General features: G+C 43.6%; 28 protein-coding genes. 22 read left to right on the top strand and 6 right to left on the bottom strand.

What is annotated here, in order from left to right; genetic code table 11:
* Positions 1–3: 3 nt before the first annotated feature.
* Entirely contained in the window at positions 4–1050 is a 1047-nt protein-coding gene (locus DX933_RS16650; RefSeq protein ID WP_123317553.1) for a glycosyltransferase family 2 protein, read from the bottom strand.
* 298 nt (positions 1051–1348) lie between these two features.
* Here DX933_RS16650 and DX933_RS16645 point away from each other — a divergent pair, with 298 nt between their 5' ends.
* Positions 1349–2401, top strand: a complete 1053-nt coding sequence (locus tag DX933_RS16645; RefSeq protein WP_123317552.1) for an MraY family glycosyltransferase — start codon at positions 1349–1351, stop codon at positions 2399–2401.
* Between the two features lie 141 nt (positions 2402–2542).
* Here DX933_RS16645 and DX933_RS16640 read toward each other — a convergent pair whose 3' ends face one another.
* On the bottom strand, positions 2543–3577 hold the full coding sequence (locus DX933_RS16640; RefSeq protein ID WP_190279571.1) for an LCP family protein: 1035 nt from the start codon (positions 3575–3577) through the stop codon (positions 2543–2545).
* 255 nt (positions 3578–3832) lie between these two features.
* Here DX933_RS16640 and DX933_RS16635 point away from each other — a divergent pair, with 255 nt between their 5' ends.
* The 11 genes from DX933_RS16635 to DX933_RS16585 all read left to right on the top strand — a co-directional run bounded on the left by DX933_RS16635 (position 3833) and on the right by DX933_RS16585 (position 14076).
* The gene (locus tag DX933_RS16635; RefSeq protein WP_123317551.1) at positions 3833–4057 is read left to right on the top strand and encodes a DUF1659 domain-containing protein; all 225 of its coding nucleotides are present in this window, start codon (positions 3833–3835) and stop codon (positions 4055–4057) included.
* Positions 4058–4100: 43 nt separating this feature from the next.
* On the top strand, positions 4101–4319 hold the full coding sequence (locus tag DX933_RS16630) for a DUF2922 domain-containing protein (RefSeq protein ID WP_123317550.1): 219 nt from the start codon (positions 4101–4103) through the stop codon (positions 4317–4319).
* Positions 4320–4388: 69 nt separating this feature from the next.
* On the top strand, positions 4389–4523 hold the full coding sequence (locus DX933_RS16625; protein WP_123317549.1) for a YvrJ family protein: 135 nt from the start codon (positions 4389–4391) through the stop codon (positions 4521–4523).
* Between the two features lie 840 nt (positions 4524–5363).
* Entirely contained in the window at positions 5364–7349 is a 1986-nt protein-coding gene (locus DX933_RS16615) for an alpha-amylase family protein (RefSeq protein WP_123317547.1), read from the top strand.
* A gap of 91 nt (positions 7350–7440) precedes the next feature.
* Positions 7441–8436, top strand: a complete 996-nt coding sequence (locus DX933_RS16610) for an asparaginase (protein ID WP_123317546.1) — start codon at positions 7441–7443, stop codon at positions 8434–8436.
* Between the two features lie 44 nt (positions 8437–8480).
* Complete coding sequence (locus DX933_RS16605) at positions 8481–9860, top strand: M17 family metallopeptidase (RefSeq protein WP_123317545.1); 1380 nt, start codon at positions 8481–8483, stop codon at positions 9858–9860.
* 205 nt (positions 9861–10065) lie between these two features.
* Positions 10066–10803, top strand: coding sequence for an FG-GAP repeat domain-containing protein (locus tag DX933_RS16600; protein WP_123317544.1), 738 nt, complete (start codon positions 10066–10068; stop codon positions 10801–10803).
* Positions 10804–10912: 109 nt separating this feature from the next.
* The gene (locus DX933_RS16595; protein WP_123317543.1) at positions 10913–11833 is read left to right on the top strand and encodes an AEC family transporter; all 921 of its coding nucleotides are present in this window, start codon (positions 10913–10915) and stop codon (positions 11831–11833) included.
* Positions 11834–11968, top strand: a complete 135-nt coding sequence (locus DX933_RS18775; RefSeq protein ID WP_263363207.1) for a hypothetical protein — start codon at positions 11834–11836, stop codon at positions 11966–11968.
* Between the two features lie 84 nt (positions 11969–12052).
* Complete coding sequence (gndA, locus tag DX933_RS16590; protein WP_123317542.1) at positions 12053–13465, top strand: NADP-dependent phosphogluconate dehydrogenase; 1413 nt, start codon at positions 12053–12055, stop codon at positions 13463–13465.
* Between the two features lie 203 nt (positions 13466–13668).
* Positions 13669–14076: a lipoprotein gene (locus DX933_RS16585; RefSeq protein ID WP_123317541.1), complete on the top strand. Its 408-nt coding sequence runs from the start codon at positions 13669–13671 to the stop codon at positions 14074–14076.
* A 702-nt stretch (positions 14077–14778) separates the two neighbouring features.
* On the opposite strand, the gene DX933_RS18770 is transcribed toward DX933_RS16585, so the two are convergent.
* Positions 14779–14907 carry a hypothetical protein gene (locus DX933_RS18770; protein ID WP_263363206.1) on the bottom strand — a complete coding sequence of 43 codons (129 nt, stop codon included), beginning with the start codon at positions 14905–14907 and terminating at the stop codon, positions 14779–14781.
* A 226-nt stretch (positions 14908–15133) separates the two neighbouring features.
* On the opposite strand from DX933_RS18770, the gene DX933_RS16575 reads away from it, so the two are divergent.
* The 6 genes from DX933_RS16575 to DX933_RS16550 all read left to right on the top strand — a co-directional run bounded on the left by DX933_RS16575 (position 15134) and on the right by DX933_RS16550 (position 22307).
* Positions 15134–16117, top strand: a complete 984-nt coding sequence (locus DX933_RS16575) for a sugar-binding protein (RefSeq protein ID WP_123317539.1) — start codon at positions 15134–15136, stop codon at positions 16115–16117.
* A complete protein-coding gene (locus tag DX933_RS16570) occupies positions 16114–17529 on the top strand; it encodes a sensor histidine kinase (protein ID WP_123317538.1) in 1416 nt (471 codons plus the stop codon). The genes DX933_RS16575 and DX933_RS16570 overlap by 4 nt, the downstream gene beginning before the upstream one ends.
* A 42-nt stretch (positions 17530–17571) precedes the next feature.
* The gene (locus DX933_RS16565; RefSeq protein WP_123317537.1) at positions 17572–18996 is read left to right on the top strand and encodes a response regulator transcription factor; all 1425 of its coding nucleotides are present in this window, start codon (positions 17572–17574) and stop codon (positions 18994–18996) included.
* 200 nt (positions 18997–19196) lie between these two features.
* Positions 19197–20462 carry an ABC transporter substrate-binding protein gene (locus DX933_RS16560; RefSeq protein ID WP_123317573.1) on the top strand — a complete coding sequence of 422 codons (1266 nt, stop codon included), beginning with the start codon at positions 19197–19199 and terminating at the stop codon, positions 20460–20462.
* A gap of 85 nt (positions 20463–20547) precedes the next feature.
* Positions 20548–21489 carry a carbohydrate ABC transporter permease gene (locus DX933_RS16555; protein WP_123317536.1) on the top strand — a complete coding sequence of 314 codons (942 nt, stop codon included), beginning with the start codon at positions 20548–20550 and terminating at the stop codon, positions 21487–21489.
* A complete protein-coding gene (locus DX933_RS16550) occupies positions 21486–22307 on the top strand; it encodes a carbohydrate ABC transporter permease (RefSeq protein WP_123317535.1) in 822 nt (273 codons plus the stop codon). The genes DX933_RS16555 and DX933_RS16550 overlap by 4 nt, the downstream gene beginning before the upstream one ends.
* A gap of 116 nt (positions 22308–22423) precedes the next feature.
* On the opposite strand, the gene DX933_RS16545 is transcribed toward DX933_RS16550, so the two are convergent.
* Both DX933_RS16545 and DX933_RS16540 read right to left on the bottom strand, forming a co-directional pair.
* A complete protein-coding gene (locus DX933_RS16545; protein ID WP_190279570.1) occupies positions 22424–22774 on the bottom strand; it encodes a DUF4181 domain-containing protein in 351 nt (116 codons plus the stop codon).
* Entirely contained in the window at positions 22767–23261 is a 495-nt protein-coding gene (locus DX933_RS16540; protein ID WP_190279569.1) for a GNAT family N-acetyltransferase, read from the bottom strand. Before DX933_RS16540 ends, DX933_RS16545 begins: the two co-directional genes overlap by 8 nt.
* Positions 23262–23604: 343 nt before the next feature.
* Between DX933_RS16540 and DX933_RS16535 the strand changes: the two genes are divergently transcribed.
* On the top strand, positions 23605–24285 hold the full coding sequence (locus DX933_RS16535) for a phosphatase PAP2 family protein (RefSeq protein WP_123317533.1): 681 nt from the start codon (positions 23605–23607) through the stop codon (positions 24283–24285).
* Between the two features lie 404 nt (positions 24286–24689).
* Here the strand turns inward: DX933_RS16535 and DX933_RS18275 are convergent, their stop codons facing one another.
* Positions 24690–24983 (bottom strand): hypothetical protein, encoded by a 294-nt coding sequence (locus DX933_RS18275; protein ID WP_145962292.1) that lies wholly within the window; start codon positions 24981–24983, stop codon positions 24690–24692.
* Between the two features lie 376 nt (positions 24984–25359).
* Between DX933_RS18275 and DX933_RS18830 the strand changes: the two genes are divergently transcribed.
* From DX933_RS18830 to DX933_RS16520, 3 genes are all read left to right on the top strand, one after another.
* Positions 25360–25599 (top strand): P-loop NTPase family protein, encoded by a 240-nt coding sequence (locus DX933_RS18830; RefSeq protein WP_317843100.1) that lies wholly within the window; start codon positions 25360–25362, stop codon positions 25597–25599.
* Between the two features lie 18 nt (positions 25600–25617).
* On the top strand, positions 25618–25890 hold the full coding sequence (locus DX933_RS18825; RefSeq protein WP_317843099.1) for a P-loop NTPase family protein: 273 nt from the start codon (positions 25618–25620) through the stop codon (positions 25888–25890).
* Between the two features lie 217 nt (positions 25891–26107).
* Complete coding sequence (locus tag DX933_RS16520) at positions 26108–26566, top strand: GNAT family N-acetyltransferase (RefSeq protein ID WP_397316787.1); 459 nt, start codon at positions 26108–26110, stop codon at positions 26564–26566.
* The last annotated feature ends 13 nt before the right edge of the window (positions 26567–26579 follow it).

Below are 26579 nucleotides of genomic sequence, written 5' to 3'. Positions count from 1 at the left end.
TATTTAGCCCGCACGCCTTAGTACATGATATAAAAAAGTTACTCGTTTCTGCAGCATATGCTTGAAGGAAAAAAACCGCTGAATTCCACGGACTGATTGTCTATCCATGAGCCAGCCAATGATGCGTGCTTGTACACTTCCACGGAAATAGGGAAGATGTGCCCGGACCTGTGAATTGGTAATGAGTGCTGTAATCGCCTCCTGTTGATGGGCTGCCGGCATGGCTGTATCAGGATGAAATAACTCGTTTAATGCATGCAATATGCTATTGGTATAGAGACGATCCAATTGTTTTTTATTGGTATCAGAATAACAGGCATGCAGCTTGAGGAACTCCTTTAGCTCATTGAACATGAATTGCTGATCCCGCGCTGATTGGCGGTGGAATTTTTTTACCAACGGGGACTGCGCTCCAATCATATAATGATACGGTGCTTGTCGAATGAATTGTATCCGTGGATTTCCTAATAAATATTCCAAATTAAAAATGAGATCCTCTCCATGACGGATGGATTCCATGAAAAAGGTTTGTTGTCGTTTCATGGTTTGCGTACAATACAGTTTATTACATGGGGAAGCAAGTAAGAAATTACGATAAAGCTGCACAATATGATTTAAAAATTGCGGCATATCCATGCTGCCACGTATAGCCGGAAGTATTTTCTTACTACGTATCGGCTGTTTAGTTTCATCAAGCATTTGGTATCCACAAATCACAAGCTGGTGCTCGGGAGTCATTGCTTGAACGAGTAGCGCTGTCATTTCTTCCTCCAGCCAATCATCGGCATCAACAAATTGAATAAAATCGCCAGTTGCAGCACGGATACCGGCATTACGAGCCGCTGCAGAACCGCTATTTAACTGATGCATGACGACCACCCGAGCATCTGTCTCTGCATAGGAATCACAAATGATACCACTAAAATCAGTTGACCCATCATTGATAAGGAGTACCTCCAAATCGGAATAGGTTTGATTGAGGATGCTGTTGATGCACCGATGTAACGTTGTTTCTGCATTATAAACTGGCACGATTATACTGACTTTCATTCCATTTCACAAGCCTTTCCCAAAATTGACGTTTATCCTATTCATAAGCTTTACCACTCCAAATAATTCCATACATTCTAATTTTGCAGCTATAAATGGTAATAGAGATGGGATTCGTTTGGGAGAGATTTGAAAATCGATTGGCGATTTTGACAAAAAACAGATATAATGTATATCGGAGTATGATAACAAGGAATCAGACGAAATATCGTCGAAGGCTCAATCGGAGTCATACGTCCTCATCGGTTTTTCCTTGTTTTTTTACCCATACCCCAGGCTTAAACAATGAGGTGGATATATGATTAACCTGTTTTTATTGGCCTGCTTAACGATGTTTATTGCACTTGTGATAACGCCAGCTTTTATTAAAATTGCTAAACGATGGAATTGGACAGACCTGCCGAATAATCGAAAGGTCCATAAAGATCCCATCCCAACTTTAGGTGGTATTGCTATTTTTATCAGCTTTATCATTGGATTAATCATTACCCAGCCGGAAGGGAAATATCATGTTGCTATTTTGGCAGGGGCAGTGATTGTTTTAATAGTTGGGATATTGGATGATTTATTTGAACTGTCACCAAAGGCCAAACTCATTGGCCAATTGCTTGCTGCCGGTGTGGTTGTTTTTGGGGGCGGTTTGCAGGTAGAATTTATTAATCTACCATTTGGTGGTCAAGTGGAGTTTGGAATACTTAGTACGGTATTTACGATTTTATGGATTGTAGGAATAACGAATGCAATTAATTTAATAGATGGAATGGATGGACTTGCCGGTGGGGTTTCTGCCATCGCATTACTGACAATCGCCGCAATGGCAATGATTATCAGCCATGTGTATGTGTTTACGATGGCTATCGTCCTGTTTTTTAGTACGATTGGATTTTTACGGTATAACTTTTACCCCGCGCGTATTTTTATGGGGGATACCGGAGCGCTATTTCTCGGATATATGATATCTGTACTCGCATTGCTCGGTTTTAAAAATGTAGCCATTATTTCCTTTGTCATCCCCATCTTCATTCTAGGGGTACCCATCGCTGACACATTAATTGCTATTGTACGAAGGTATATTAATAAACAGCCGATTTCCGGTGCGGATAAATCGCATTTGCATCACCGCTTGATGAAGCTCGGTTTTACCCATAAACAAACGGTTCTATTCATCTATGGGTTGAGTCTGATGTTTAGTGTGACAGCGATTTTATTTTCGATGACAACGGTTTGGGGATCCATCCTCATCTTTACCATCGCGATATTGACGGTCCAAATTTTAATTGAAAGCTTAGGCCTGATTAACAATGACTTTAAACCGCTAACCAAGTTCGTCAAAGGGTTTTGGCATAAGTAATCTAAAAAATGCTTGTAGAAGGAATCCCTCTGCAAGCATTTTTTTGGATAAAGTGAAGGGGGTTTTTTACAGCCAGTTAATCTGTGATAAACAAGCAGTCGACAACCGGGTGTACCGATTGTCGCCTGCGAAATTGTATATCTATGGTGTGGACGTTGCTTCGTCTTGTGTCGCGGTATCCGTCATGGAACTGGTGTCGTCAGATGTAGTGATTTCCAAATGCTGCTGTAGTTTTCTTCTCGTTTCACCTAACGCAACCTCATCTACCTGCCAATAATAGACGCCTGATGGTTGATAATCATGACCTTCTAAAGATAATGTTTCAAAGTCAAGGTCACCACTTGTTCCATAGGCGATAAAGCTTTTCATCTCATCAAAATGCATATTTGTCGTCATGTTGCCGCCAATTGCTTCAATGATATTATCGTATTTTAAAATCGAGTTAACAGAAACTGCTTTTTTCACAATTGCTTTAATGATTTCCTGCTGGCGTTTACCACGCTGAATATCATTGTCGAGCTTTCGTGTTCTAGCAAGGGCAAGTGCTTCTTCTCCATCCAATGTCTGAACACCAGGCATTAAATGAATGGCGTTTGCCTTATCCTTAGAGTTTTGCTCTTTAAATTCATATGGTACATCAACCGTAATGCCATCCACAGCTTCTACCACCTCAATAAAGGCTTCGAAGTTCACTTTGACATAGTAATCAATTGGAATATCGAGTAAATTCTCTACTGTGTCAATGGTGGCTTTTGTACCGCCATATGCATGAGCGTGATTGATTTTATCCTCGCGCTGCACGTCTGGAATATAGACGTAGGAGTCACGTGGAATACTCAATAGCTTCACACTGTGATCATCTTTATTTAATGTCGCGACCATTAATGTATCGGTTCGAGAACTTTCAGCATTTGCACGCTTATCACTTGAATCCACTCCCATAATCAATACGGAAACATGATCATATTTCGGATCCACCATCTTATCTCGCAAGTCTGATTTTTCACGACCATCGTCTACATACGAATCAGAGAATACAGCATCTGCTTTCAAATACAAATAACCGCCATACCCACCAGCTAACAACAATAGAAATAGTGGGATGAATATAAAATAAACCCTTTTTCGTAGCTTCCTCTTTTTATGCTTAACAGAACGGGACGGAATCTGTTTCATTTATCATCATTCTCCTCGCTGAGGACAGGCAGTGACCCGCCTATCAAAGTTAAACCTGTCAGTTAGAATGGATTCCATGTCAAAAGTTTTTAGAACAGGGAATCACTCCTCATTGTACTATGAAAAACGTCTTACGTAAATGGAAGAATTGGGTCTAAATATGTAGATGAAATGCGTCTGTTGTAAAAAGTATTTTTATTGATGCCACCTTTTTCATTTTTTATACGATTGTATAGGTGAAAGGAGGTGGAGACCATGGCAGTAGCAGAAAAAATGAACTCTCAGCTGCGAATTACTTTTCACGAAGGAGAGGATTCGGAAACGGGTAAGCCAATTCTCAAAACAAAAGCGTTCACCCAGGTGAAGATTGATGCAACAACAGATCAGCTGTACGCAGTCGCAGAAGCTTATGCAAGCTTACAGCAGCATCCAATTCAAAACATTGAGCGCAGAGACAGCTTCAACATCGAAGAAGCGTAATTGGCGGGGTAAAAGGAATAGGTGAGGAAAGGAGGTGGAGGCATTGGCTAAAGTATTGGAGCTTCAGTTTGAGAATGAGGAGGGGAAGACTGTTACTTATACAGTTGATAATCCTGCTGAACCAATCGATTCCGAAAAAGTCAACGCTACAATGGACGCATTTCTTGCAGAGGATGTATTTACATCCACAGGCGGCGGACTTGTCGCGAAAAAAGGTGCCCGTGTCGTAGAACGCACCGTAGAACCAATTGAATTATCCTAATTACGAGGTAAAACAGACCAGCACGCAGGCTGGTCTGTTTTGTTAAAACGAGAAAAGGAGGTCATTCCTATGGAGGCATGGATCCCATTCATAACAGAGGTCGGCTTTCCCGTTGCGGTAACCTTTTATTTACTGCACCGCATCGAAGGAAAGCTAAATCTCTTAATTGACTCCATCCACGCACTACCAGATAAAATGAACTAACCATACGAAAAAGAACTTCGGCCACGTACCGCAGTTCTTTTTTGTATGGTTGCTTGATATCGGGAAGCATTAGAAGATATTCGGTAGGAATCGGCGTGCCGATTCCATCCATATGGGAGGAGGTTTGTCTTTGTTTGTTTGGAGAGATTCGGGGGCTAAGATGGAGATTATGCGCGCGAGTTTAGGCGTTCGGTGCGCGAGTTTACCCGTAGACACTCGAGTTTGGGAAGTCGGTGCACGATTTTAGTGGAGATTCAGGGTTTGGGCTTATTAAATGATGTTGAAATCGGCGGCTGCCGATTTCTTCCCTCTTGATGCATGCGACTTCCGATCAAAGGCATGCGACTTTGGACCAAACGTATGCGAGATTAGTGCTGAAGCATGCGAGTTTGGGTGAAAGGCATGCGACTTCCCCACCAAGTCATGCGAGTACCGCCCGAAGGCATGCGACTTCCCCGCCAAGGCATGCGAGTTCCACCCAAACGCATGCGACTTTCCCACCAAGGCATGCGAGTTCCGCCCGAACAAACGCATGCGACTTCCCCGCCAAGTCATGCGAGTTCCGCTCGAATGCATGCGACTTCCCCACCAAGTCATGCGAGTTCCGCTCGAATGCATGCGACTTCCCCACCAAGTCATGCGAGATCCGCCTGAATGCATGCGACTTCCTCCCAATACAGCTTTCTTTCCTCAAAAAAATAAATCTGTTGGGAATCGGCGTGCCGATTCCATCCTTCTTTCAATATTTAAAAAACAAAAAAATAGGTGACAATGAAAAATTTTTAGTACAATAGTACAATAGTGTTTTAGATTGTAAGAATTGTTGTCGGAGGGTTGTTGATGTCAGAGTTGAGTTACAGGCAGGTACATTTGGATTTTCATACGAGTGAGCACATTCCGGATATTGGGAAGGATTTTGATGGGGAACAGTTTGCGGAGACGTTGCAGGCTGCGCATGTGGATTCCATCACATGTTTTGCGCGTTGTCATCATGGATGGCTTTATTATCCGTCGAAAAATAGACCGGATCTGATGCATCCGAATTTGGTTGCTGAAAATTTACTATTGGATCAGATTGATAGCTGTCATCGTCGAGGGATAAAGGTTCCGATTTATACGACGGTGCAGTGGGATGCATACATTAGTAGGAACCATCCGGAATGGCTGGCGATTGATGAGAATGGCGATTACATCAATACACAAGGTGTTGCCGAACCGCATTTTTACAATACGATTTGCCTAAATAGTGATTATCGTGATTATTTCAAGGCGCATCTGTTGGATCTCATCGAGGTTGTTGGTCCTGAACGTATAGACGGGCTGTTTATGGATATTTTATTTCGGGTGGATTGTCACTGTACACATTGTATGAAACAGATGGAAGCAAGAGGAATAGATACGACACAGAAATCGGAGCGGCTACAGTATGCTGGGGATATGCTGGATGAGTTTCGAGCAGAAATATCTGCGCTGATCAAAGAAAGGGTTCCACATGCCGGGATTTTTTATAATAGTTCCCATATTGGGCCGAATGCGAAAGCATCATTGGATTCGTATACACATTTGGAACTAGAATCCCTTCCTAGTGGTGGCTGGGGCTATGATCATTTTCCAGCGACGGCTAGATATGCCCGTTGTTTAAATAAAGATCTCATTGGGATGACTGGAAAGTTCCATACGTATTGGGGAGATTTTCATTCCTTAAAAAACAAAGCTGCTCTTGAATTCGAAGTGTTTCAGATGCTGGCAATGGGGACGGCCTGTTCGATTGGAGACCAGTTGCATCCAAACGGTACACTTTCACCTGCTGCATATGATTTAATTGGGCATGTGTACGGCAGCGTAAAGGAGCTGGAACCGTATTGTAAACACAGCAAGCCCGTGGTCGAAATGGCTGTCCTGACGCCGGAGGAATTTACGGGAGGCGGAGTGCATCCATCCTTAATTGGAACGGTGCGGATGCTGCAGGAATTATCCTATCAATTTAATATCATTGATAGCAGTATGGATTTGGATGCCTATTCATTGCTCATTTTACCGGATGTGATTCCGTATCAAGCAGCATTGATGGAAAAAATCCGCACCTACGTAGAGCGGGGTGGAAAAGTGATTGGAACGCATGAATCCTTGCAGCAAATAGGGCAGGAAAACCCGCTATATGGTCATACCTATCATGGGGCGTCTACATATGATCGTGATTTTGTGTTACCAAATGAAACCATTGGAAAAGAACTGCCAAAAGAAGCATTTGTCATGTATGGACAAGGTGCGGAGGTCTCACCGACTACTGCAGATACATTGATGGATACCGTGCAGCCGTACTTTAATCGGGAGGGCGAAACGTTTTGCTCTCACCAGCATGCACCATCCAGCGGAAAAATTGGTCATCCCGCAGTTACGAAACATGGGAATGTGATTTATTTTTCACATCCAATTTTTAGAATATATCGTAAAAACTGTCCAGCTTGGTGTAAGCAAATGCTCCAGGATGCCGTATCTTTATTATTGGATACGCCACTTGTCCAGCATGACGGTCCATCGACATTGCTTACTTCTTTACATGAAGATGAGAAAACGCAAGCGAACATCCTGCACATGCTGCACTATATTACGGAAAAACGGTCAGAGGATATTTATACGATTGAAGACATTATTCCTTTGTATCACACTACATTTCAACTGCGAACTGCAGATAAGCAGGTGCAATCGGTTCAGCTATTACCGAGCGGTGAGGAAATTCCATTTGAAATAAAGGGAAATCAGCTGCTTTTTACGGTCGAGAAAATAGCTGGCTATCGCTTGATCCAAATCAACTGGCAAGCATAAATGAAAAAGCATGCAACAGGAACCATTCGCAATGGAAGGACCACCTGTTACAATAAAACAAGAAACTATACGAAAGAGAAGAGGAAGCAACATGAATAATCAACCAGTCATCGTAGAGGAATACCGGGGCGGTTCCTTAGAGAATACCCATCAAGGTGTGATCGTGGTCATCAATGATAAACAAGAAGTGCTATACGAAAAAGGGGACATTACCCATTCGGTATTCTATCGGTCTGCCATGAAACCAATTCAAGCGATTCCTGCTTTTTCAACGGACATTATTGAAAAATATGGGCTGACACAGGAAGAGGCAGCATTATTTACGGCATCCCAGCGTGGCGAGGCATACCAGGAAAAAGCATTGCTTCGTCTGATGGAAAAATTAGACATACAGGAAGACTTGCTCGTTTGTCAGGCAAGTCTGCCATTGAATGACGAACCGAAAAAAGCTTATGTATGGGAGCATAAACAAGAGCGGAAATTAATGCATAACTGTGCCGGGAAGCATCTTGGTTTACTTGCATATGCCAGGGAAAAAGGCTATGACTTGAAAAGCTATCATGATATTGACCACCCCCTGCAACAGGAAATTTTACAACATGTGTCAGAGCTATCGGTAACACCAAAAGCAGACATTAAAATCGGTGTAGATGGCTGTGGGGTGCCGGTATTTAGTATTCCATTGAAAAACATGGCCGTCTCTTATTTGAAATTTGCTGCACCAGATTTGATTGCCGATGAAAAGACTCAGACAGCGGTGAAAAAAATTGGCAAAGCAATGCATGCACATCCGGAAATTGTCGCATCCCATGATTTTATCTGTACCGCATTATTAGAAGATCCGAACATCATTGCCAAAGGTGGCGCACAGGGCGTCTATTGTTTGTCACTTATCAAAGAGAGAATCAGTATTGCCTTAAAAGTACTGAGCGGTTCAGAGCTTGTTTGGCCTGTTTTAGTTGCAGAAATCCTGCGAAAATTAAATTACGATAATGAAGCAACTATGGAACGCCTGCTCGCCATTCGCTCCAAAGCCATTTTAAATGATAGCGGCAAGCCAATTGGCGAGACAAAGGTTTTATTGTAAACACAGACTATTTTAAGAAATGAACAACAAGGGGAGGACTTCCAGTGCACACCATCGTATTGCCACTTGCTCAAGCAAGTGAAGAAACAAGATTACACCTTCAGGAGGACAAGCTTGCATTTGGAAAGATGCAATGCATTCAATCAGAAGGCAAGGAATTTATCGTACTCGGAATACAGAAAGCGGATTGGACTGAAGAGGATGTTCGCTACCTCGGCGGGACCGCAAGAAAAGCAGTGACAACGACAGACGTAACACTAGAGCTGTCCGGCTTGCTGCAGCACGTAAAAGAGTTGGCTGCTCAGACGGCAATGACTGCTTTTATGGAGGGCTGGTATTTGGCCGGTTATACCTTTAGCCACTATAAACAGGATGCTCCAGTGCAACAGGAAGTCGCACTTACGATTCTTCCGACTGGTTATAACGCGGCCTGTTCACTTGCCGAAACTCGTGCAAATGCCGTTATGCTTGCCCGTGATCTCTGCAATGAACCGGCAAATATACTGACGCCGGAGCGTTATGCGGGGCGTTTGGAACAACAATTTACCGATACCGATATCCAAGTTGAAGTGATTACAGCTGATAAACTGGAGGAAAAAGGCTTTCACGCCACCGCAGTGGTTGGAAAAGGAAGTGCCCATCCACCTGCTGCCACTATTTTGACGTATAAAAATAGTACCGACAAACCGACTGCCCTCGTTGGCAAAGGAATCACATTTGATTCTGGTGGGACAAATGTGAAAACCGGCAGCCATATTGGGGAAATGAAAATGGACATGGGAGGATCTGCAGCTGTCGTTGGCGCAATCAAGCTCATCGCGGATCTGCAGCTCCCTGTTCATGTTGTTGCAATTATCCCGATGGCCATCAATGTAGCCGGTTCTAATGCATTTCTACCGTCTGATGTCATTACGTATGCAAATGGGACAACAGTCGAGGTTGGAAATACCGATGCAGAAGGACGCCTCGTGCTCGCAGATGGTATATTGTATGCGCAGCAATTGGGAGCAGAAACGATAATTGATATCGCTACCTTAACTGGCACAATCGGTCAGGCACTTGGCTTAAGAAACGCTGGTGTTTTCAGCAATGATCCGAGCAGCCTTTGGACATATGAAGCACTTGGACGTAAATCCGGTGATTTTGTTTGGCCTATGCCAGTTATCCAAGAATATGAAACCTATCTGACAAGTGATTGTGCCGACATCAATAATCATAGCAGCTCCAAATTTGGCGGAGCAATCACGGCCGCTTTATTCCTGAAGCATTTTGTGCAACAAGGGAATAAATGGGTTCATATCGATATGGCAAACACCGTCAGACCATGGAAACAAGCAGGCTATTATGTTCCAGGGGCATCCGGATTCGGTGTTCGTCTGCTGTATGAAATGATTTGCCACGAGACCGGTCAGCAAGAAGGGTAATAAGGTGAAACTTCAATCCGTGGGGGATTTTGCACTTCCCCCGCGGATGGTTAGTTAATCTGTAATAAATAGGGGAAAGCCAGCAGACCAGCTAGAAATAGCTGGTTTGCTGGTAGTTACGCATCCCTTTGTGCGATTGAATCACTTTTCCGTATAGATGAATATACTGGGTGAGACGATGATTATTCGCATAGGAGTGATGAATATGTTTCAAATGGATCCCTATCGGGCGGTTAATCCCGAGATTGTCAGTGGTGCATATGGCGATGTGAACGGGGACGGCATCATGGATTACGTATTTTTGACAGCAGTAAAATCGGAAGACCCATCGAGCCCATATGTAACACAAATAACCTTAAACATTCAAGATGGGGCAACGAAAAGAATCCATCCTATCCCGCTCGATAAAAATGGTAATTCCGGATACCAGCCAACACTATTTCTTGGTGATTTTACGAAAGATGGCGTATCAGATATTCTCATAACGATTGATTCCGGCGGTTCTGGTGCATTGACGTTTAATTATGTCTATTCTTTTCGGAACAACCAAGCGAAGAAGCTGTTTGATTTTAATGCCTATAATGAAGAGAATCAATACAGTGTTACTTTCATGGACCAATACCGCGTAAAGATAGATAGCCCTGCAACGGGGAAAACGTATTGGATTTCGCTTGCTGGCAGAAGCGCTGATTATTTATCACAAATTTACCATCAAAACGGGAGCTTGAAAAAACCGATTCAAGGAATGGCAGATGGGGTCAGTGGATTTTATCCAGTGGATATGGAACGTGATGGCGTATATGAAATCCAAGCCTATCAACAAATCAGTGGGTTGTATCACGCCGATTCATTCGGCTATATAATCAATACATTGAAATGGGATGGTCAAAAGTTTGCCATTTGGCAGCAATGGTTTGCGATGTACGGAAACGATAGCAGATAGAAAAATAGAATCTGTTCGTGCTCTATCTCTTTCCCGGCTGTGGGGGCTTTGATGCTACCTGCGGCTAGGGAAGGGAACACGATGTTTTGGAAAGGGACGAGCGTGCGACATGGAATTATTTATCATTTTAAAGGATATTATTTTACCGATATTCGTTATCATGGGAATTGGATTTTTCATGCAGCGTCAGTTCGAGCTCGATATTCAGACGTTAGCCCGAATGAATATCTATTTCCTTGTGCCGGGATTTATTTTTGTGAAACTGTATAGCACGCAATTTTCTGGTCAGCTATTCGGCTATATTTTATTATTTTTCATCCTATATGTCGCCGTATTATTTGTAATTTCCAATCTAATTGGTAATTGGATGGGACTGGAGCGGTCAAAAAAGACGACCTTTACGAATAGTGTGATGTTTTTTAACTCAGGGAATTATGGGGTACCGGTAAATGATCTTGTATTTCGCGGGGATCCATTAGCCATGTCTATTCAGGTCATTATTTTAACCCTGCAAAATATTTTTCTGTTTTCCTATGGTATTTTTTCATTGCAGTCGATGAACACAAGTAAGCTCCAAGCGATTCTAGGCTATTTCCGCATGCCGGTGTTGTATGCGATGGCAGCGGGGATTTTATTGAATATATATGCGGTTCCCATTCCTGAATTTATCTGGGTGCCGGCAAATTATATTGCCAACGCTATGATTGCCTTTGCGTTGTTTACATTGGGGGCACAGGTAGCTCAAATAAAATTTACTACTGGATTATCTGCCGTCTACATAAGTATGTTTTTACGATTATTGGCAGGACCAGCCATTGCCTTCGTTATTTTATTTGGATTCGGGGTAAAAGGACTCATCGCCCAAGCATTATTTATTGCAGCGGCCATGCCAACTTCCGTAAACAGTGCTGTCATCGCTCAGGAATATCGTAATCATCCGCAATTTGCTGCACAAATTGTCCTATTTTCTACCATTGCAAGTGCAGGAACCGTAACCATGGTCATTTATGTAGCAAAACTGTTATTTTAAATGGGAGCGCATTTTTTATTTAACGGGGCTGGCAAGGCTCAGTTTGGAATTATAGAGGTGTTTAATGATACAATTGAAGATATGAATCATTCAGATGAAGATGCTGGCTACATTCGATTGGACGAGCAATCATAAGATGGAGAATCTTCACATTCTGATTGCTTGGAAAATACGAGGCGCTTTGCTCTTTAAATAATCACTAGCAGAGAGGGTAATAATATGTCAAAACAACAAATCGGGGTCATCGGACTCGCAGTAATGGGCAAAAATTTAGCCATGAATATTGAAAGCAGAGGATATTCCGTTGCGGTGTATAACCGAACCTCCTCACGCACAGAGGAATTTTTGGAAAATGAAGCGAAGGACCGCAATTTTGTTGGCACCTTTAGCATCGAAGAATTTGTAAATTCCTTGGAAAAACCTCGTAAAATTTTATTAATGGTACAGGCTGGTAAAGCAACAGATGCAACAATTGCTTCCTTGCAGCCCTATCTTGAAAAAGGCGATATTCTAATCGACGGCGGAAACACACTATTTGAAGATACGATTCGTCGGAATAAAATGCTGGACGAAACAGGCATTCATTTTATTGGTACAGGTGTTTCTGGTGGAGAGGAAGGCGCTTTGAACGGACCTTCCATTATGCCAGGTGGACAGAAGGAAGCCTATGATCTCGTCGAACCAATTTTCAATGCGATTGCAGCAAAAGTCGACGGCGAGCCATGCAGCACATATATCGGCCCAAGCGGTGCTGGACATTATGTGAAGATGGTACACAACGGAATCGAATATGGCGATATGCAGCTAATCTCTGAAGCTTATTTTATCCTGAAGCATGTACTAGGCTTGGATGCAAACGAGCTACATGACGTATTTGCGGAATGGAATACAGGAGAGCTAGACAGCTATCTGATTGAAATTACTGCCGATATTTTCACAAAGACAGATGAAGAAACAGGACAGCCACTCGTAGAAGTTATTTTGGACAAAGCGGGTCAAAAAGGTACAGGTAAATGGACAAGCAAAAACGCCCTCGACCTTGGTGTGCCACTACCACTTATCACAGAATCTGTATTTGCGCGCTGTATTTCTGCCATGAAGGATGAACGTGTAAAAGCGAGCAAAGTATTAAGTGGACCGGAAGCAGTGACGTTTGACGGTGACAAAGCAGAATTAATCGAAGCGGTTCGTAAGGCACTTTATATGAGTAAAATCTGTTCCTACGCACAAGGCTTTGCACAAATGCGCGTCCAATCCGAGGAAAATGATTGGAATCTGCAATACGGTAACATCGCTATGATTTGGCGTGGCGGCTGTATCATCCGGGCTCGCTTCCTGCAAAAAATCAAGGATGCCTATGACCGTGATCCACAAATTGCTAACCTGTTACTTGATCCTTACTTTAAAGAGATTGTTGAAGGGTATCAGGCTGCACTACGCGAGGTTGTAGCTGTTGCGATAAAACATGGTATTGCAATCCCGGCATTTTCAAGCGCAATTGCTTACTATGACAGCTATCGTTCCGAAAATTTATCTGCCAACCTTATCCAGGCACAACGTGATTATTTCGGTGCACATACGTATGAAAGAAAAGACAAAGAAGGTGTCTTCCACACCCAGTGGTATGAATAAAAATAGCTTACAGTATCGGGAAAATCCTACGACTGTACGAACCATGAATGGATAGACATCTAAAGCGAATCTTCTCTACAGTGGGGGGATTCGCTTATTTTATAGGATGAACGGTAGTGTAAAAAGTTCTATGAAAACCGAGTGAAATACTGTAATGCATCTTTTAGTTAGTAATCAGGGGATGAACCAGGGGGGAAAGATCGATGAAAAAAATAATGCTCGTTATGATCACTGCTTCTATTTTACTGGCTGGCTGCGGACTATTTGGACCCAAGCAAGCCGACAAGCTCGAAAAAGTATTTGCCAAAGCAACGAAGGATGACAACGAAACAGAGATACAAGTACAAGAACAAACGAATTTTGAATGGGACAAAGCCTATTTATTCACTCCATACTCCACGGAAGATGGGATGTCAGAGGAATTAGGATTTGCTTTCAAAGATCCAAGCAACATCGATATGCGCGACGACATCTACTTATTGGTATTTGTACAAAACGACACCGTCATCCGCTATGCAGAGCACAAACGAAATGGCGCGGACTACTCAATCGGCGACCAAGCCTATCTCACACCAACTGAATCGACTATCTACATAGAACGTTATGAATAATGGATTAGGATGAAATCGGCTTGGGCCGATTTCAACATTAATAATGTTGAAAGGAAGGAATCGGCGGGCTGATTCCTACTTCATTTCATTTAAAAAAATTCTTCCACAAATTTGGCCAGAAATTCGCATGGGTTTGGGGCCAAGTCGCATGCCTAGAGTTGGAACTCGCATGCCTTTACCAGAAAGTCGCACGGGTTTGGGTAGAAGTCGCATGACTTGGCCCCTAACTCGCATACGTTTGGTCCAAAGTCGCATGCCCGAGCATGAAAGTCGCATGCCCGAGCATGAAAGTCGCATGCCCCGGCCTCAAAGTCGCATGGCCCGGACTCAAAGTCGCATGCCTCGGCCTCAAAGTCGCATGCCCCGGCCTCAAAGTCGCATGGCCCGGACTCAAAGTCGCATGCCCGAGCATGAAAGTCGCATGCCTATGGCTCGAAGTCGCATGCCCCGGCCCCCAACTCGCATGCCTTGGCATGAAAGTCGCATGCCCCGGCCCCCAACTCGCATGCCCTGGCATGAAAGTCGCATGCCTATGGCTCGAAGTCGCATGCCTCGGCCCCCAACTCGCATGCCTCAGCACTAATCTCGCATACGTTTGGTCCAAAGTCGCATGCCCCCGGCCCCCAACTCGCATACATCAAGAGGGTAGAAATCGGCAGCCGCCGATTTCAACATCATTTAAAAAGCCCAAACCATAAAACCCTACCCAACTCGCGCACCGAACGCCTCAACCCGCGCGCCAAATCGCCAAACTCGAGCACCAGCCACCCCAACTCGAGCACCAACCGCTTGAACTCGCGCACCGACCACCCCAACTCGCGCGCCAATCACTCAAACACGAGCACCAGCCGCCTCAACTCGAGCACCAACCGCCCAACTCGCGCAGTCCAGCCAAGGAAAATAGAACGAAATCGGCTCAAGCCGATTTCAACATCAATAATATTTAAAGGAGGGGAATCGGCTCACCGATTCCAACCACCGTGAAAGGGGTTTTAGTGGCTAGGCGGAAATATATTGCTATGCTAAACTAAATCTAGGTTATGAGGTGGGTGAGGGAATGAAAGCGGATTCGAAGTGGGTGCTGTATACGGCTGGTGGGGTTGTGTTTTTGATTAGTTTTGTAGGCATGCTGATATATGGCTATAAGACGTTCTATTTGGAGAGTGAGCCAGCTGCGTCGAAGCAGTATGCGTATCATTTTGCTTTGATTGCCGAGGAGACAGATAATGATTATTGGCGCTTGGTGGAAAAAGGGGCACGTGATGTTGCGAGGGAGAATGATATATATTTGGAATATGTTGCTCCACAAAAGGCAGATAATGAGGAATTGCTTAATTTGATGGATCGGCTGATTGCGGCCAAGGTGGATGGCATCATGACGCAAGGTGTTGAGGGGCAGCGCTTTGTGAATTTGGTGCATCGGGCAGTGGAACGTGGCATTCCGGTTGTGACTGTGGATACCGATGTGAAGAGCAGTGAGCGGAAGGCTTATGTTGGTACGGATAATTATGTTGCAGGACAGCTGCTTGGACAGGCATTATTGGAGGATACAGACGGGGAGCAGTATGTTGGAATCGTGACGGGGCGCGCGGAGTCGATCAATCAGCAGGAGCGACTTGCCGGTTTTAAGGCGGCGGTGAAAACGAAATCACGTATACATATCATCGAAACAGCGGAGTCGAATATTACCCAAATTGGTGCCATGCAAGCGGCATATTCCTTGCTGAAGCAGCACCCGAATATTAATGCACTGGTTGGAATGAGTGCATTGGATGGGATCGGGATTGTCGAAGGCTTGAATGAAATTGCGATTGCCAGGCCGCTATATGTAGTTGCCTTTGATGTACTGCCTGAAACGATTCGGCTCATCAAAACGGGGGATATAGACGCGACGGTTGCACAGTATCCGGAGGAAATGGGTGCCAAAGTGGTTGAAGTGATGATGGGTCTGCAACAGAACGATCTTTTAGATAATCAAATTTTTACAGAAACACGGATTATTCGGAAGGCGGACATTTCCAGATCGGGTGAGCTGCAATGAAGACGATACGTGGGAAGCTGCTGGTGTACTTTTTTGTCTTTGTCCTGTTATTTCAAATTACCGCGGTATCGATATTTGTGAGCTCGAATGGATTGATGAATACTTACCATGATAGCTTTGAACGATTTTTGCTATTGAATGCAATTTCCCAGGAATCCGACCATTTGTATCGTAGCATGAGTACGTATGTGAAGGAACCAAATACGGATAACTTCCAGAAATATTTCCAGGTGCGACAGCAGGTGATCAATGAAAAGAATCAACTGGCAGACACCTTTTATACCATTGACCGGATTGAAATGAAGAACTATCTCAATCTCATCGAAACCCTGTTGACAGAAACAGAGATGACGGTTGGATTTGTTATTTTAGACGATATGGAGCTTTATTCCTATCGAATTGAAGAGGCGAGACGGGCGTCTGAATTTATTCAGGAGGCAACCTTGGAGCTAATCAATATTGAGCTCACCTCTTATCAGGATTTTTATCGGGATTTACAAGACCGTAATGAGAGCTTTTTCCTGTTCATTCTGTTTCTCTTTGTCACAACGATTATGCTGGCTGTGTTTTTTGCTCTGTGGTTTTCAAAAGGCATTACGACACCGGTGAAGAAGCTATCGCGAGCTGCTAATGAAGTGGCTGCTGGTAATCTAGTCGGGGAGCCGGTGCAGATTGAATCCAATGATGAGCTGAAGCTGCTGGGCGATACGTTTAATAATATGCGGACAGATATTCATGAACTAGTGAAAGAGATTCAGGATCAATCCGAGCTGGATCGGCTTGTGAAAGAAATGGAACTGAAGCAATTGCAAAATCAAATCAATCCGCATTTTTTATTCAATACCTTAAATACGCTGTCGAAAATGGCATATTTAGAAAATGCCAAAGTGACATCGAATTTGATTGATTCGGTCGCAACACTGCTTCGGCATAGTCTTGGTGATATTAATAAAAGTGTCACCCTAGGTATGGAGGTAGAAGTAGTAAAGGATTATTTTCAAATTCAAAAAACCCGTTTTTCCGAACGTGTCACATTTGAAATGGACATTGATGATGCTTGTCTGGATGTGCATATTCCGCGGCTAACCCTGCAGCCATTGGTCGAAAATGCGTTTATTCATGGAATAGAAGAACGGGAAGAAGGTGGACATATTTGGCTGCGTGTGTATCCACAACCAGCAGAGATCGTGGTTGAGGTTACAGATGATGGAGCAGGGATGCGTCCGGAAAGAATGGAAGAAATACTGTCACTGGCAGATGCAAAGGAAGCACATGTCGGACATTCGACAGGAATTGGCTTACATAATGTGATCAGGCGTCTGCAGCTGTTTTATCAAACACAGCATATTGTCGAATTGGAGTCGGAGCTTGGAGAAGGAACGACGATTCGGTTATTATTGCCCAGGAAATAATACCTAATCATATCAAGCTTTTGTGTAAAGGGGGAAGTTTTCATGCGCATCGTCATTGCTGAAGATGAATTGATTGAGCGGAAGGCATTGCGTAAATTTATTGAAGAGCATTTTTCAGATTTACAGGTAGTGGGGGAGGCAATAAATGGGCGAAAAGCGATAGAACTTGCCAAGACACTCCAGCCGGATTTGATGTTTATGGATATTAAAATGCCTGGGATTAATGGCTTAGAGGCAATTGAACAAATCCAGGCTATTCAGCCAACAATCAAATTTATTCTCGTTTCGGCCTATGATTCGTTTGACTTCGCAAAGGAAGCCATTCGCTATGGGGTGAAGGATTATATTTTGAAGCCAGGTAAAAAAGAGGAAACTGTCCAAGCGATTCTTCGGGTGAAAAAAGAGCTTGAGGCAGAGGCGCTCCGCGAGCAGGAGGAAGCCAGTAAAGTATCGGTAATTAAGCAGCATTTGCTTCATCATCTCATCCAAGGACAATGGACGGATGAAGCAGAGCGCATGTGGACACAGCATTTTCCTGCGATTTCACATGGTTGCTTTTTCGTTCTAAAAGGGAAAACGCCCTTGCATGCCGAAACAATCGAACCAATACTTGCGCAACAATCCTATACGTGGCTATTGCAAACAGCAGAGGATTCAGCGATGATTTGTTTACTTGCGACGGAACCGCTGGAAAATCCTGCATTGCTCCAACTGGCAAGGTCGCTCCATCTCGCACTTGGGGATACAATCTATATAGGGATAGGTACACAGCAAAAACAGGTGAAGCACTTTGCCCATTCCTATCAACAAGCCTTTTCTGCTTGCATGCAGCTCTCAGCGCAGGGGAGCAGAAGGTATGGGTTTTGGCAGGTAGAAACAAATCGTGAAGCGAATGATGTCTTTCCAGCACTATTGCAAGCAATTGAAAAGGGGAATGCCGAACAAGCACGCCTGCTTTATCAGGAAAATAATCCGCATTGGAACAGCTTTGATAGAGAAGAATTATACGTTCAAATTCGTAATCTGTTGCATCGCAAGCGGCTGACCTCAGACATGACATCGATTCAATCCTTGCAAAGGGATCAGGATTGGTTCAATTTTATAGAGCTTTGCTGTATGAAATTGAAAGCATTTCATGAGTCCCATCAATTTGCTGAAAAAGTGAAAAGCTTTATTAACGAACATTTTCAAGCGGTGATTACATTGGAAGCAGCAGCCCAGGCCGTTCAGCTCAGCCCGAATTATTTTTCCAATCTATTTAAGCAGGAGTTTGGGCAAACCTTTACCGATTACGTCACGACCGTTCGCATGGAAAAGGCGAAGCAGCTCATTGAAGAAAATCAATATAGCTTGAAAGAAATTAGTTTTCAGCTCGGTTATCGTGACCCGAATTATTTTAGCCGGGTATTCAAACGCCATTTCTCCGAGTCACCGACAGCATTTCAGCGGGGACTATATCAGAAATAATAAATAGAAACGGAATCGGCATTTCCGGTTCCGTTTTATATTGATAGCCAGAAAGTACAGAATCTTTAAATAGTGAAGAAAAACAGTAAAAAGTACAGAAAAAGAAGACGCGGTTTGCGGGAGATATTTTTTATAATAGAGACTGAAAGCGTTATCAATACTTGAAGGGGGTTCCTGTTTTGAAAAAAATATATGGACTGATGGCATTATTAGCACTCATGCTTGTAGTGGCGGCTTGTTCCAATTCCGGAGAAAAATCGGATGGAGATAAAAAGGATAAAGGCGGTCAGGCAAGTGGGCAGGTAGAAATTTTTAGCTGGTGGACAGGTGCAGGGGAAGAGGATGGCTTACTCGCATTAATAGACTTATTTGAAGATGAACATCCAGATATTTCAGTAGAAAATGCGGCGGTAGCTGGTGGTGCTGGTACCAATGCAAAGGCAGTTCTGGCAACGCGTATGCAAGGAAATGACCCACCATCCACGTTCCAGGTGCATGGCGGGGAAGAATTGAACAAAAGCTGGGTGGCAGCAGATAAAATGGAGCCGCTCAATGATTTGTATGAAGAGAACGATTGGATGGATAAATTCCCGGAAGACTTAATTGATTTAGTAAGTGATGATGGCAATATTTATTCTGTGCCAGTCAATATTCACCGTGGTAATCCGATTTTTTATAATAAAAAAGTATTTGAAGACAACGGCATTGACGTACCAACGACAATGGATGAGTTCTTTGCGGCCGCAGATAAATTGCAGGAGGCTGGCATTACTCCTCTGGCTTTAGGGGATAAGGAATCCTGGACAGCGACACAAATTTTTGAAAACGTATTGGCTGCAGAGCTTGGCGTCGATGATTATAACAAACTATTCGCAGGCGACATCGCATTCGATGATGAACGTGTAGTGAAAGCGGCTGAAACCTTTGGGAAAATGCTGGATTATATCAATGAGGATCATGCTTCCCGTAACTGGCAGGACTCGGCTCAGCTTGTAGCAAGTGGGGATGCTGCCATGATTAATATGGGAGACTGGGCAGTAGGCTATTTCGTCAATGATCTTGATTTGGAAACCAATGTCGATTATGGCTATTTCACTTTCCCTGGTACAGAGGGTGACTTCGGTGTCATCACCGATACGTTTGGCTTACCAAAAGGTGTCGACAATGTGGATGATGTAAAGAAATTCTTAACAGTGCTCGGTTCTGTAGAAGGGCAGGATGCGTTTAACCCACTGAAGGGCTCCATCCCGGCACGTGTCGATGCAGACCCATCCAAGTACAACGACTATGGCAAGGATACCATCGAAGACTTTAAGGAATCACGTTTATATCCAAGTCTTGCACATGGTTCAGCCGCATCGGAAGGTTTTCTCACGAAGGCAAACCAAGCGGTCAATATTTTCGTCACCCAGCGTAATGTAGACAACTTTATTCAAGCACTACAAAACGCGGCGCCAGATATGTAAGCAGGTAGAAAGGTTCGGGGCTGCCAAAGCTTGGCGGCCCTTTGTATTGGAGAAAGGTGAACCTCTATCGAAGGAGGATGTACAGATGGCAAAGGAAATACAAATAAAAAATAAAAAGAAAATATCCCGTGACCATTGGACAGCAATTGCTTTCTTAATTCCATCCTTTATTTTAATCCTCGTGTTTGTGTACGGATTTATCGGTTGGACAGGATATGTATCCTTGAGCAATTATAATACGATTGTTCCTGATTTTTCATTTGCTGGACTAAAAAACTATCTTTACTTGTTTAAGGACTTCCGTTTTCAGGCGGACCTACGAAACACATTATTTTTTACTGTGTTATTTATTGCCCTTGTCATTGTACTTGGGCTCGGACTTTCCATTTTAATCGATCAAAAATTAAAAGGAGAGTCGATTTTCCGTAATATTTTTCTTTTTCCGATGGCATTGTCTTTTATTGTGACAGGAGTTGTGTGGCAATGGCTGCTCAATCCATCTACCGGCTTTAATCATTTTTTAAAGTTTTTTGGAATTACACCGAAATGGTATACCGATACGAATATTATCGGAGGCTTCCAATGGGGCAGCATTGAATTTGGGCTTCCCGTCGCCATTATTGCCGTCGTAATTGCGGCAGTCTGGCAAATGACAGGATTTTCGCTTGCCATGTATTTAGCTGGCTTGCGGGGAATTGATGAATCCATGCGTGAAGCAGCTCGGATGGATGGAGCAAGTGAATTTCAAATCTATCGCAAAATCATTCTGCCGATGCTGATGCCGATTACGATGAGTGTCGTTATTATCATGGCACATATTTCCTTGAAAATATTTGATTTAATCTATGCGATGACTGGGTCAGGAGCGAATTTTGTTACCGACGTGCCTGGTGTATATATGTTTGAAACAACCTTCCGCGGGAACTACTACGCGAACGGAGCAGCAATTGCAATTATCATGCTCCTGCTTGTGGCCGTCTTCATTGTGCCATATTTATGGAGCAGCAGAAAGGGTGACAACTCATGACGGCATCTCATATTGGAAAGCTCATCAAATACTTGATTTTGATTGTCTTTGCCATCATCTTTTTAACACCGGTCTATGTCATGATTGTCACAAGCTTGAAGCCGCTGGACGAAGTATCTCTAGCGGACATGTGGACCTTGCCAAGTGCGATTGATTTCAGTTCATATGCCCATGCATTTAAAAATTTGGCACCCAACTTGATGAACAGCATTTATTTGGTCGTCCCGGCAACCTTATTATCTGCACTGCTCGGTGCGATGAATGGCTATGTATTGTCGAAATGGAAATTTAAAGGCTCGGATCTCATTTTTACGGTTATTTTATTCGGGATGTTTATTCCCTATCAAAGTATCCTAATCCCGATGATTCAATTTTTACGGACAATTGATTTGTACAACACCATACCAGGACTGATTCTTGTCCATGTCGTATATGGTTTGCCAATCACAACGCTCATGTTCCGTAATTTTTACGCAAATATTCCAGATGAAATGATCGAATCTGCGAAAATAGATGGCGCCAGCTTTCTTGGTGTATTTCGCCATATAATTATTCCGCTGTCGATTACCGGGTTTGTCGTAGTCGCCATCTGGCAGTTTACGAATATTTGGAATGAATTCCTATTCGCGGTCACCATCACGACATCTGATAAACAACCAGTCATGGTCGCCCTGCAAAATCTTTCCGGCAGTCAAATCGTGCAATGGAACGTACAAATGGCCGGCGCCTTGCTAGCAGCCCTGCCAACATTGCTCGTCTACATTTTTCTCGGAAAATACTTCGTCCGTGGACTGCTCGCCGGCTCTGTAAAAGGATAGGGAAAAGCGATTGTTAACGTGGAAATATTTATGCTGAAACATCAAGATGCAGGCTGACCCATTTCAGCCTGCATCTTTGTTATGGGCGTATGTATTGGCATGACGTAGCTGCCCGCTTACCCCAATAATACGGCATATATCATGCCAGTTGAAAACAGCATTAATATAAATTCCAATCGATATTCCTTGGCTGCACGATTATATATTCTTTCAAAAATGAATTTAGACCCATACAGTATCCCAAAGAAAACGAACCAAAACCAATATAATGCTGTTTCACTTTCAGGCCCTTCGTATAAAAACATAACGACGATCAACGACGCCATCGCTAGAATGATACTCCATCGGATGAAGAGTTGTTTTGCTTTTGTATTTAGAATGTTAGATTTGACATGACCAAAAAGTATTTTGCGCAGACATAGTTCTAAAAGAAGAATAATAAGCATCAAAATTGTTAATTCATTCATCACATGTAGCCTCCAAAGCATAAACAATTTGTTTGGCACCGAATCGCTCTACTTGATATTCCGGCCGCATGCCTATTCTTTCCAATAGCTGGCAAGAGCGGGTATTGGCGATTTGTGTTTCAGCAAGTATTTTACTTTCACCAAGTATGGTTCGTGCATACGCACAAATAAAAGCAACCACTTCGCTTGCATAGCCAGCTCCCCACCAATGTGGCAAAAATTGATAGGAAACTTCTATCTGTGCACCATCATGATGCGGATTCAAGGATACAAGCCCCATAAATTGATCTTGCTCCACGTGAAAAATGAGCCAATGGTGAGTAGGTGGTTTTGCTACCAGCATATCGGAAAAAATCGCTTGGATGGTCTGATCATGTCGTGGCCCGCCCAAATAAGCACGAACCATTTCATCTTGAAATAATAATCGAATTTGTTCGTAATCAGCGAGTCGTGGTTTACAGAGCCTACAGCGCTCGGTTAACAACAAGGAATCAACTCCTTTTGTCCTGTTCGTATTTCTAGCATATATGAAAAAAGTTGCCCCTGCCAGAGGTTGTCGATTGAAATCCATCAATTTAGTAATTATTTTCGGAAAGTTAAGCTTTTTTAATAAAAAGTTGATAAAATCTATTGTGAAAGGGCCTGCAACAGTTTATAATTATTTTCTTAGGACAAAAGTTTCAGTACAAGTGGAGCGGGTATGTACTAACATATACGTCAGCAATTGTTCTGAGGTTTCGAAAATTACAACGTATACATGGACGATGTTTGATAAAGCCAATGGAACAATTGACTTGTCATGCTTGTATATATTGAGGAGAACAGAAATAATGAACCAGATAAAAAATAGATGGATTCACTTGCTTTGGTTATTGGTTTTCCCAGTACTGGGACTTTCGTATGCCTTACTGAATGTGCATAATGGTTCTGTGCTGCAGCTTGGAAGTGTCATCGATGACCGCATTCCATTACTACCTATTTTCGCAGTCCCATATCTCTTCTGGTATGTGTATATTTTAGGATATCTTGTCTATTTTTGGTGGAAGGATTTAAAGGTATATAAGCACACGCTGATTACGATTGTTATTGGCGAGGTCATTTGCTTTACCTGTTACTATTTCTTCCAATCTACCGTTGTTCGCCCAGCACTTCAGGGAGATGGCATATTTGTTTCCATGGTGCAATTTATTTATAATCATGATGAACCGTTCAACTGCTTCCCAAGTATCCATGTGCTGACAACCTATGCGATTATGCTTGCTTCCGTTCATATTAAGGATAAACATATGCTGCATGCCGGTTTCGTACAGTTAATGGGAACACTTATTATTCTATCAACGGTATTCACGAAGCAGCACGTTGTAGTAGATGCTGTTGCTTCCATCTTAATTGTATCCATGAGCTATAGCACGATTCGCGTTCTGTCCAATGTCCACAATATGCGGCTGGCCAAGCAACGCGTCATTATGAAGACAAATGCCATCCGCAAAAAGCGTGCATTTCGTCTGTAATCTATGACAATATAACGTTTCATATCGTACCGATTGTATAAGCAATCGGTGCTTTTATGCGTTTTTAGCGAGATGCAAAATCAATTATGTTGGAGTAAGTATAATAGAAAGGGAGAAAAGATTATGAATAGAATAGGGAGGTTTCCAAACGTATGCTTTTGGCGTAGATATTGGTGGAACAAAAACAGCACTGACACTCATTTCAGCAGATGGAGTCATCGTTGAAAAATTAGTTCTTCCAACAAATCAGTCAATCAGGCCCACCCTCTGGCTCCAAAACCAATAGAAGCATAGGAAGAAATCAGCCGCTGCCGATTTCCACAACATGGAGGGGAAGGATGGAATCGGTATTCCGATTCCTTTCCATTTAAGTTGCACGCCACTCGGTAGAAGTCGAGCACCAATCAGCATAACTCGCGCACCGAACGCCGGAAGTCGAGCACCAAGCGGTAGAAGTCGAGCGCCGAATGGTAGAAGTCGCGCACCGATCGAGTGAAGTCGAGCACCGAACGCCAGAAGTCGCGCACCAAGCGCCAGAAGTCGAGCACCAAACGCCGAAAGTCGCGCACCAAACGCAGGAAGTCGAGCACCAAGCGGTAAAAGTCGCGCACCAAGCGGTAGAAGTCGAGCACCGAACGCCGAAAGTCGCGCACCAAGCGCCAGAAGTCGAGCACCAAACGCCGAAAGTCGCGCACCAAGCGCTAGAAGTCGAGCACCGAACGCCGAAAGTCGAGCACCAACTCAACAGGTGCTCAAATAAAAATAAGAAGAAATCTTGGCCACTGCCGATTTTTTTTATCCTATCCAAAGATAAAAACCACATACCTAAGCCAGAAAATTGCCTCATCCTGTGTCGGCATTTACACATCATCGCTAACATCTCACATAACTACTGTAACACGCACATCATGAATACCTCATAAATACCATCAGGCATTTGGATGAAATCAGCCGCTGCCGATTTCCACATCATTATGTAGTAACGGATGGAATCGAAGAACCGATTCTTTTCCATATCAATCATACGAAAGAAATTGGCGTACGCTGATTTCAACAGTTACGAGGGGGGATTTCATGGAGCGGATTTTGATTTTGGGAGTTTCAGCAGGTGTTGGAAAGTCGACGTTTGCCAGACAGCTGGGGGAGCGGCTGCAATTGGAAGTTTGTCATTTGGATCGATTATTTTGGTTGCCGGGCTGGGTCCAGGCTCCAATGGAAGATTTTGCCCAGAAGCAGCTTGATTTTATGAACGAGCATCAGCGCTGGATCATGGAGGGAAATTATACAGGTACGTATGAACCGCGCCGTGATTAGGCGGATACGATCATCTATTTGGAACTACCTCTTCTTGTATGCTATTTTCGTGTAATCAAAAGAAGAATTCGATCACATGGCAAAACGCGTCCAGACATGGCGCCGGGCTGCCCGGAAAAATTGGATTGGGCATTTACGAAATTTATTTGGACCACCTATCGCCGACGAAAATCACGCATGCGGGAGCGATTGCGTGAATTCGAAAAGCTGCATCCGAATAATAAAGTCGTGCTGTTAAAAGGTCAACGCGCCATCTGCAATTATCTGGAAAGCGTTCATCCGACAAAGTGAACCGCCAGGCAAAACGCGTCATTGCCACTAGTTAGGAAAATACCAACCCAAAGAACAGGCTACGAGACAAAGTATACCAGGCCAGAAAAACGAATCCCAAAATAGTCATGCCGATTGATCTCAGGTATCAGCAAAACCAATCGCTAGGGATAACAAAGCGGTATCTCTACCATACATGTCCTTCTGCTACACTTATCAGTAGGAGGAGGGGATGCATATGGATATTTTAGTAAGAACGGCGACGGCGGCAGAGCTGACGCAAATGGTGGCATTATTGGCGGAAGATGTGCTTGGGAAAACACGGGAGCGTTATGAGAATCCGCTGCCTGATAGCTATAAGCGGGCATTTCAGGCAATTGATGCGGATCCGAACAATGAATTGCTGATTGCTTGTCAGGGAGAGGAAGTAGTTGGTGTTTTGCAAATCACGTTCACACCATTCCTTACCCATCAAGGCGGTTGGCGCGCGAGCATCGAAGGGGTGCGGGCAAAAGCATCGATGCGTGGTAAAGGCGTTGGCAGCATCTTAATCAAGGCTGCGGTGGAGCGTGCGAAGGCAAGGGGCTGTCATTTGGTGCAGCTGACGATGGACAAACAGCGCGCGGATACCGCGTTACCGTTCTATCGTACATTTGGCTTTCAAGCGACACATGAAGGTTTGAAATTAAAGCTATAACCAAAAAACTGGC

This window comes from Ornithinibacillus gellani, assembly GCF_003730295.1.
Lineage (GTDB): Bacteria > Bacillota > Bacilli > Bacillales > Amphibacillaceae > Ornithinibacillus_A > Ornithinibacillus_A gellani.
The sequence above is the reverse complement of the archived record's forward strand: the minus strand, read 5'-3'. Positions and strand labels throughout refer to the sequence as shown.

Bases quoted from the DNA above. Each gene is read 5' to 3' on its own strand.
- DX933_RS16565 (WP_123317537.1), top strand. From the start codon at position 17,572: ATGCGCATCGTCATTGCTGAAGATGAATTGATTGAGCGGAAGGCATTG.
- gndA (WP_123317542.1), top strand. From the start codon at position 12,053: ATGTCAAAACAACAAATCGGGGTCATCGGACTCGCAGTAATGGGCAAA.
- DX933_RS16585 (WP_123317541.1), top strand. From the start codon at position 13,669: ATGAAAAAAATAATGCTCGTTATGATCACTGCTTCTATTTTACTGGCT.
- DX933_RS16560 (WP_123317573.1), top strand. From the start codon at position 19,197: ATGGCATTATTAGCACTCATGCTTGTAGTGGCGGCTTGTTCCAATTCC.
- DX933_RS18775 (WP_263363207.1), top strand. From the start codon at position 11,834: ATGGGAGCGCATTTTTTATTTAACGGGGCTGGCAAGGCTCAGTTTGGA.
- DX933_RS16610 (WP_123317546.1), top strand. From the start codon at position 7,441: ATGAATAATCAACCAGTCATCGTAGAGGAATACCGGGGCGGTTCCTTA.
- DX933_RS16550 (WP_123317535.1), top strand. From the start codon at position 21,486: ATGACGGCATCTCATATTGGAAAGCTCATCAAATACTTGATTTTGATT.
- DX933_RS16645 (WP_123317552.1), top strand. From the start codon at position 1,349: ATGATTAACCTGTTTTTATTGGCCTGCTTAACGATGTTTATTGCACTT.
- DX933_RS16570 (WP_123317538.1), top strand. From the start codon at position 16,114: ATGAAGACGATACGTGGGAAGCTGCTGGTGTACTTTTTTGTCTTTGTC.
- DX933_RS16595 (WP_123317543.1), top strand. From the start codon at position 10,913: ATGGAATTATTTATCATTTTAAAGGATATTATTTTACCGATATTCGTT.
- DX933_RS16535 (WP_123317533.1), top strand. From the start codon at position 23,605: ATGAACCAGATAAAAAATAGATGGATTCACTTGCTTTGGTTATTGGTT.
- DX933_RS16520 (WP_397316787.1), top strand. From the start codon at position 26,108: ATGGATATTTTAGTAAGAACGGCGACGGCGGCAGAGCTGACGCAAATG.
- DX933_RS16575 (WP_123317539.1), top strand. From the start codon at position 15,134: ATGAAAGCGGATTCGAAGTGGGTGCTGTATACGGCTGGTGGGGTTGTG.
- DX933_RS16625 (WP_123317549.1), top strand. From the start codon at position 4,389: ATGGAGGCATGGATCCCATTCATAACAGAGGTCGGCTTTCCCGTTGCG.
- DX933_RS16635 (WP_123317551.1), top strand. From the start codon at position 3,833: ATGGCAGTAGCAGAAAAAATGAACTCTCAGCTGCGAATTACTTTTCAC.
- DX933_RS16615 (WP_123317547.1), top strand. From the start codon at position 5,364: ATGTCAGAGTTGAGTTACAGGCAGGTACATTTGGATTTTCATACGAGT.
- DX933_RS16640 (WP_190279571.1), bottom strand. From the start codon at position 3,577: ATGAAACAGATTCCGTCCCGTTCTGTTAAGCATAAAAAGAGGAAGCTA.
- DX933_RS18830 (WP_317843100.1), top strand. From the start codon at position 25,360: ATGGAGCGGATTTTGATTTTGGGAGTTTCAGCAGGTGTTGGAAAGTCG.
- DX933_RS16555 (WP_123317536.1), top strand. From the start codon at position 20,548: ATGGCAAAGGAAATACAAATAAAAAATAAAAAGAAAATATCCCGTGAC.
- DX933_RS16650 (WP_123317553.1), bottom strand. From the start codon at position 1,050: ATGAAAGTCAGTATAATCGTGCCAGTTTATAATGCAGAAACAACGTTA.
- DX933_RS16600 (WP_123317544.1), top strand. From the start codon at position 10,066: ATGTTTCAAATGGATCCCTATCGGGCGGTTAATCCCGAGATTGTCAGT.
- DX933_RS16545 (WP_190279570.1), bottom strand. From the start codon at position 22,774: ATGAATGAATTAACAATTTTGATGCTTATTATTCTTCTTTTAGAACTA.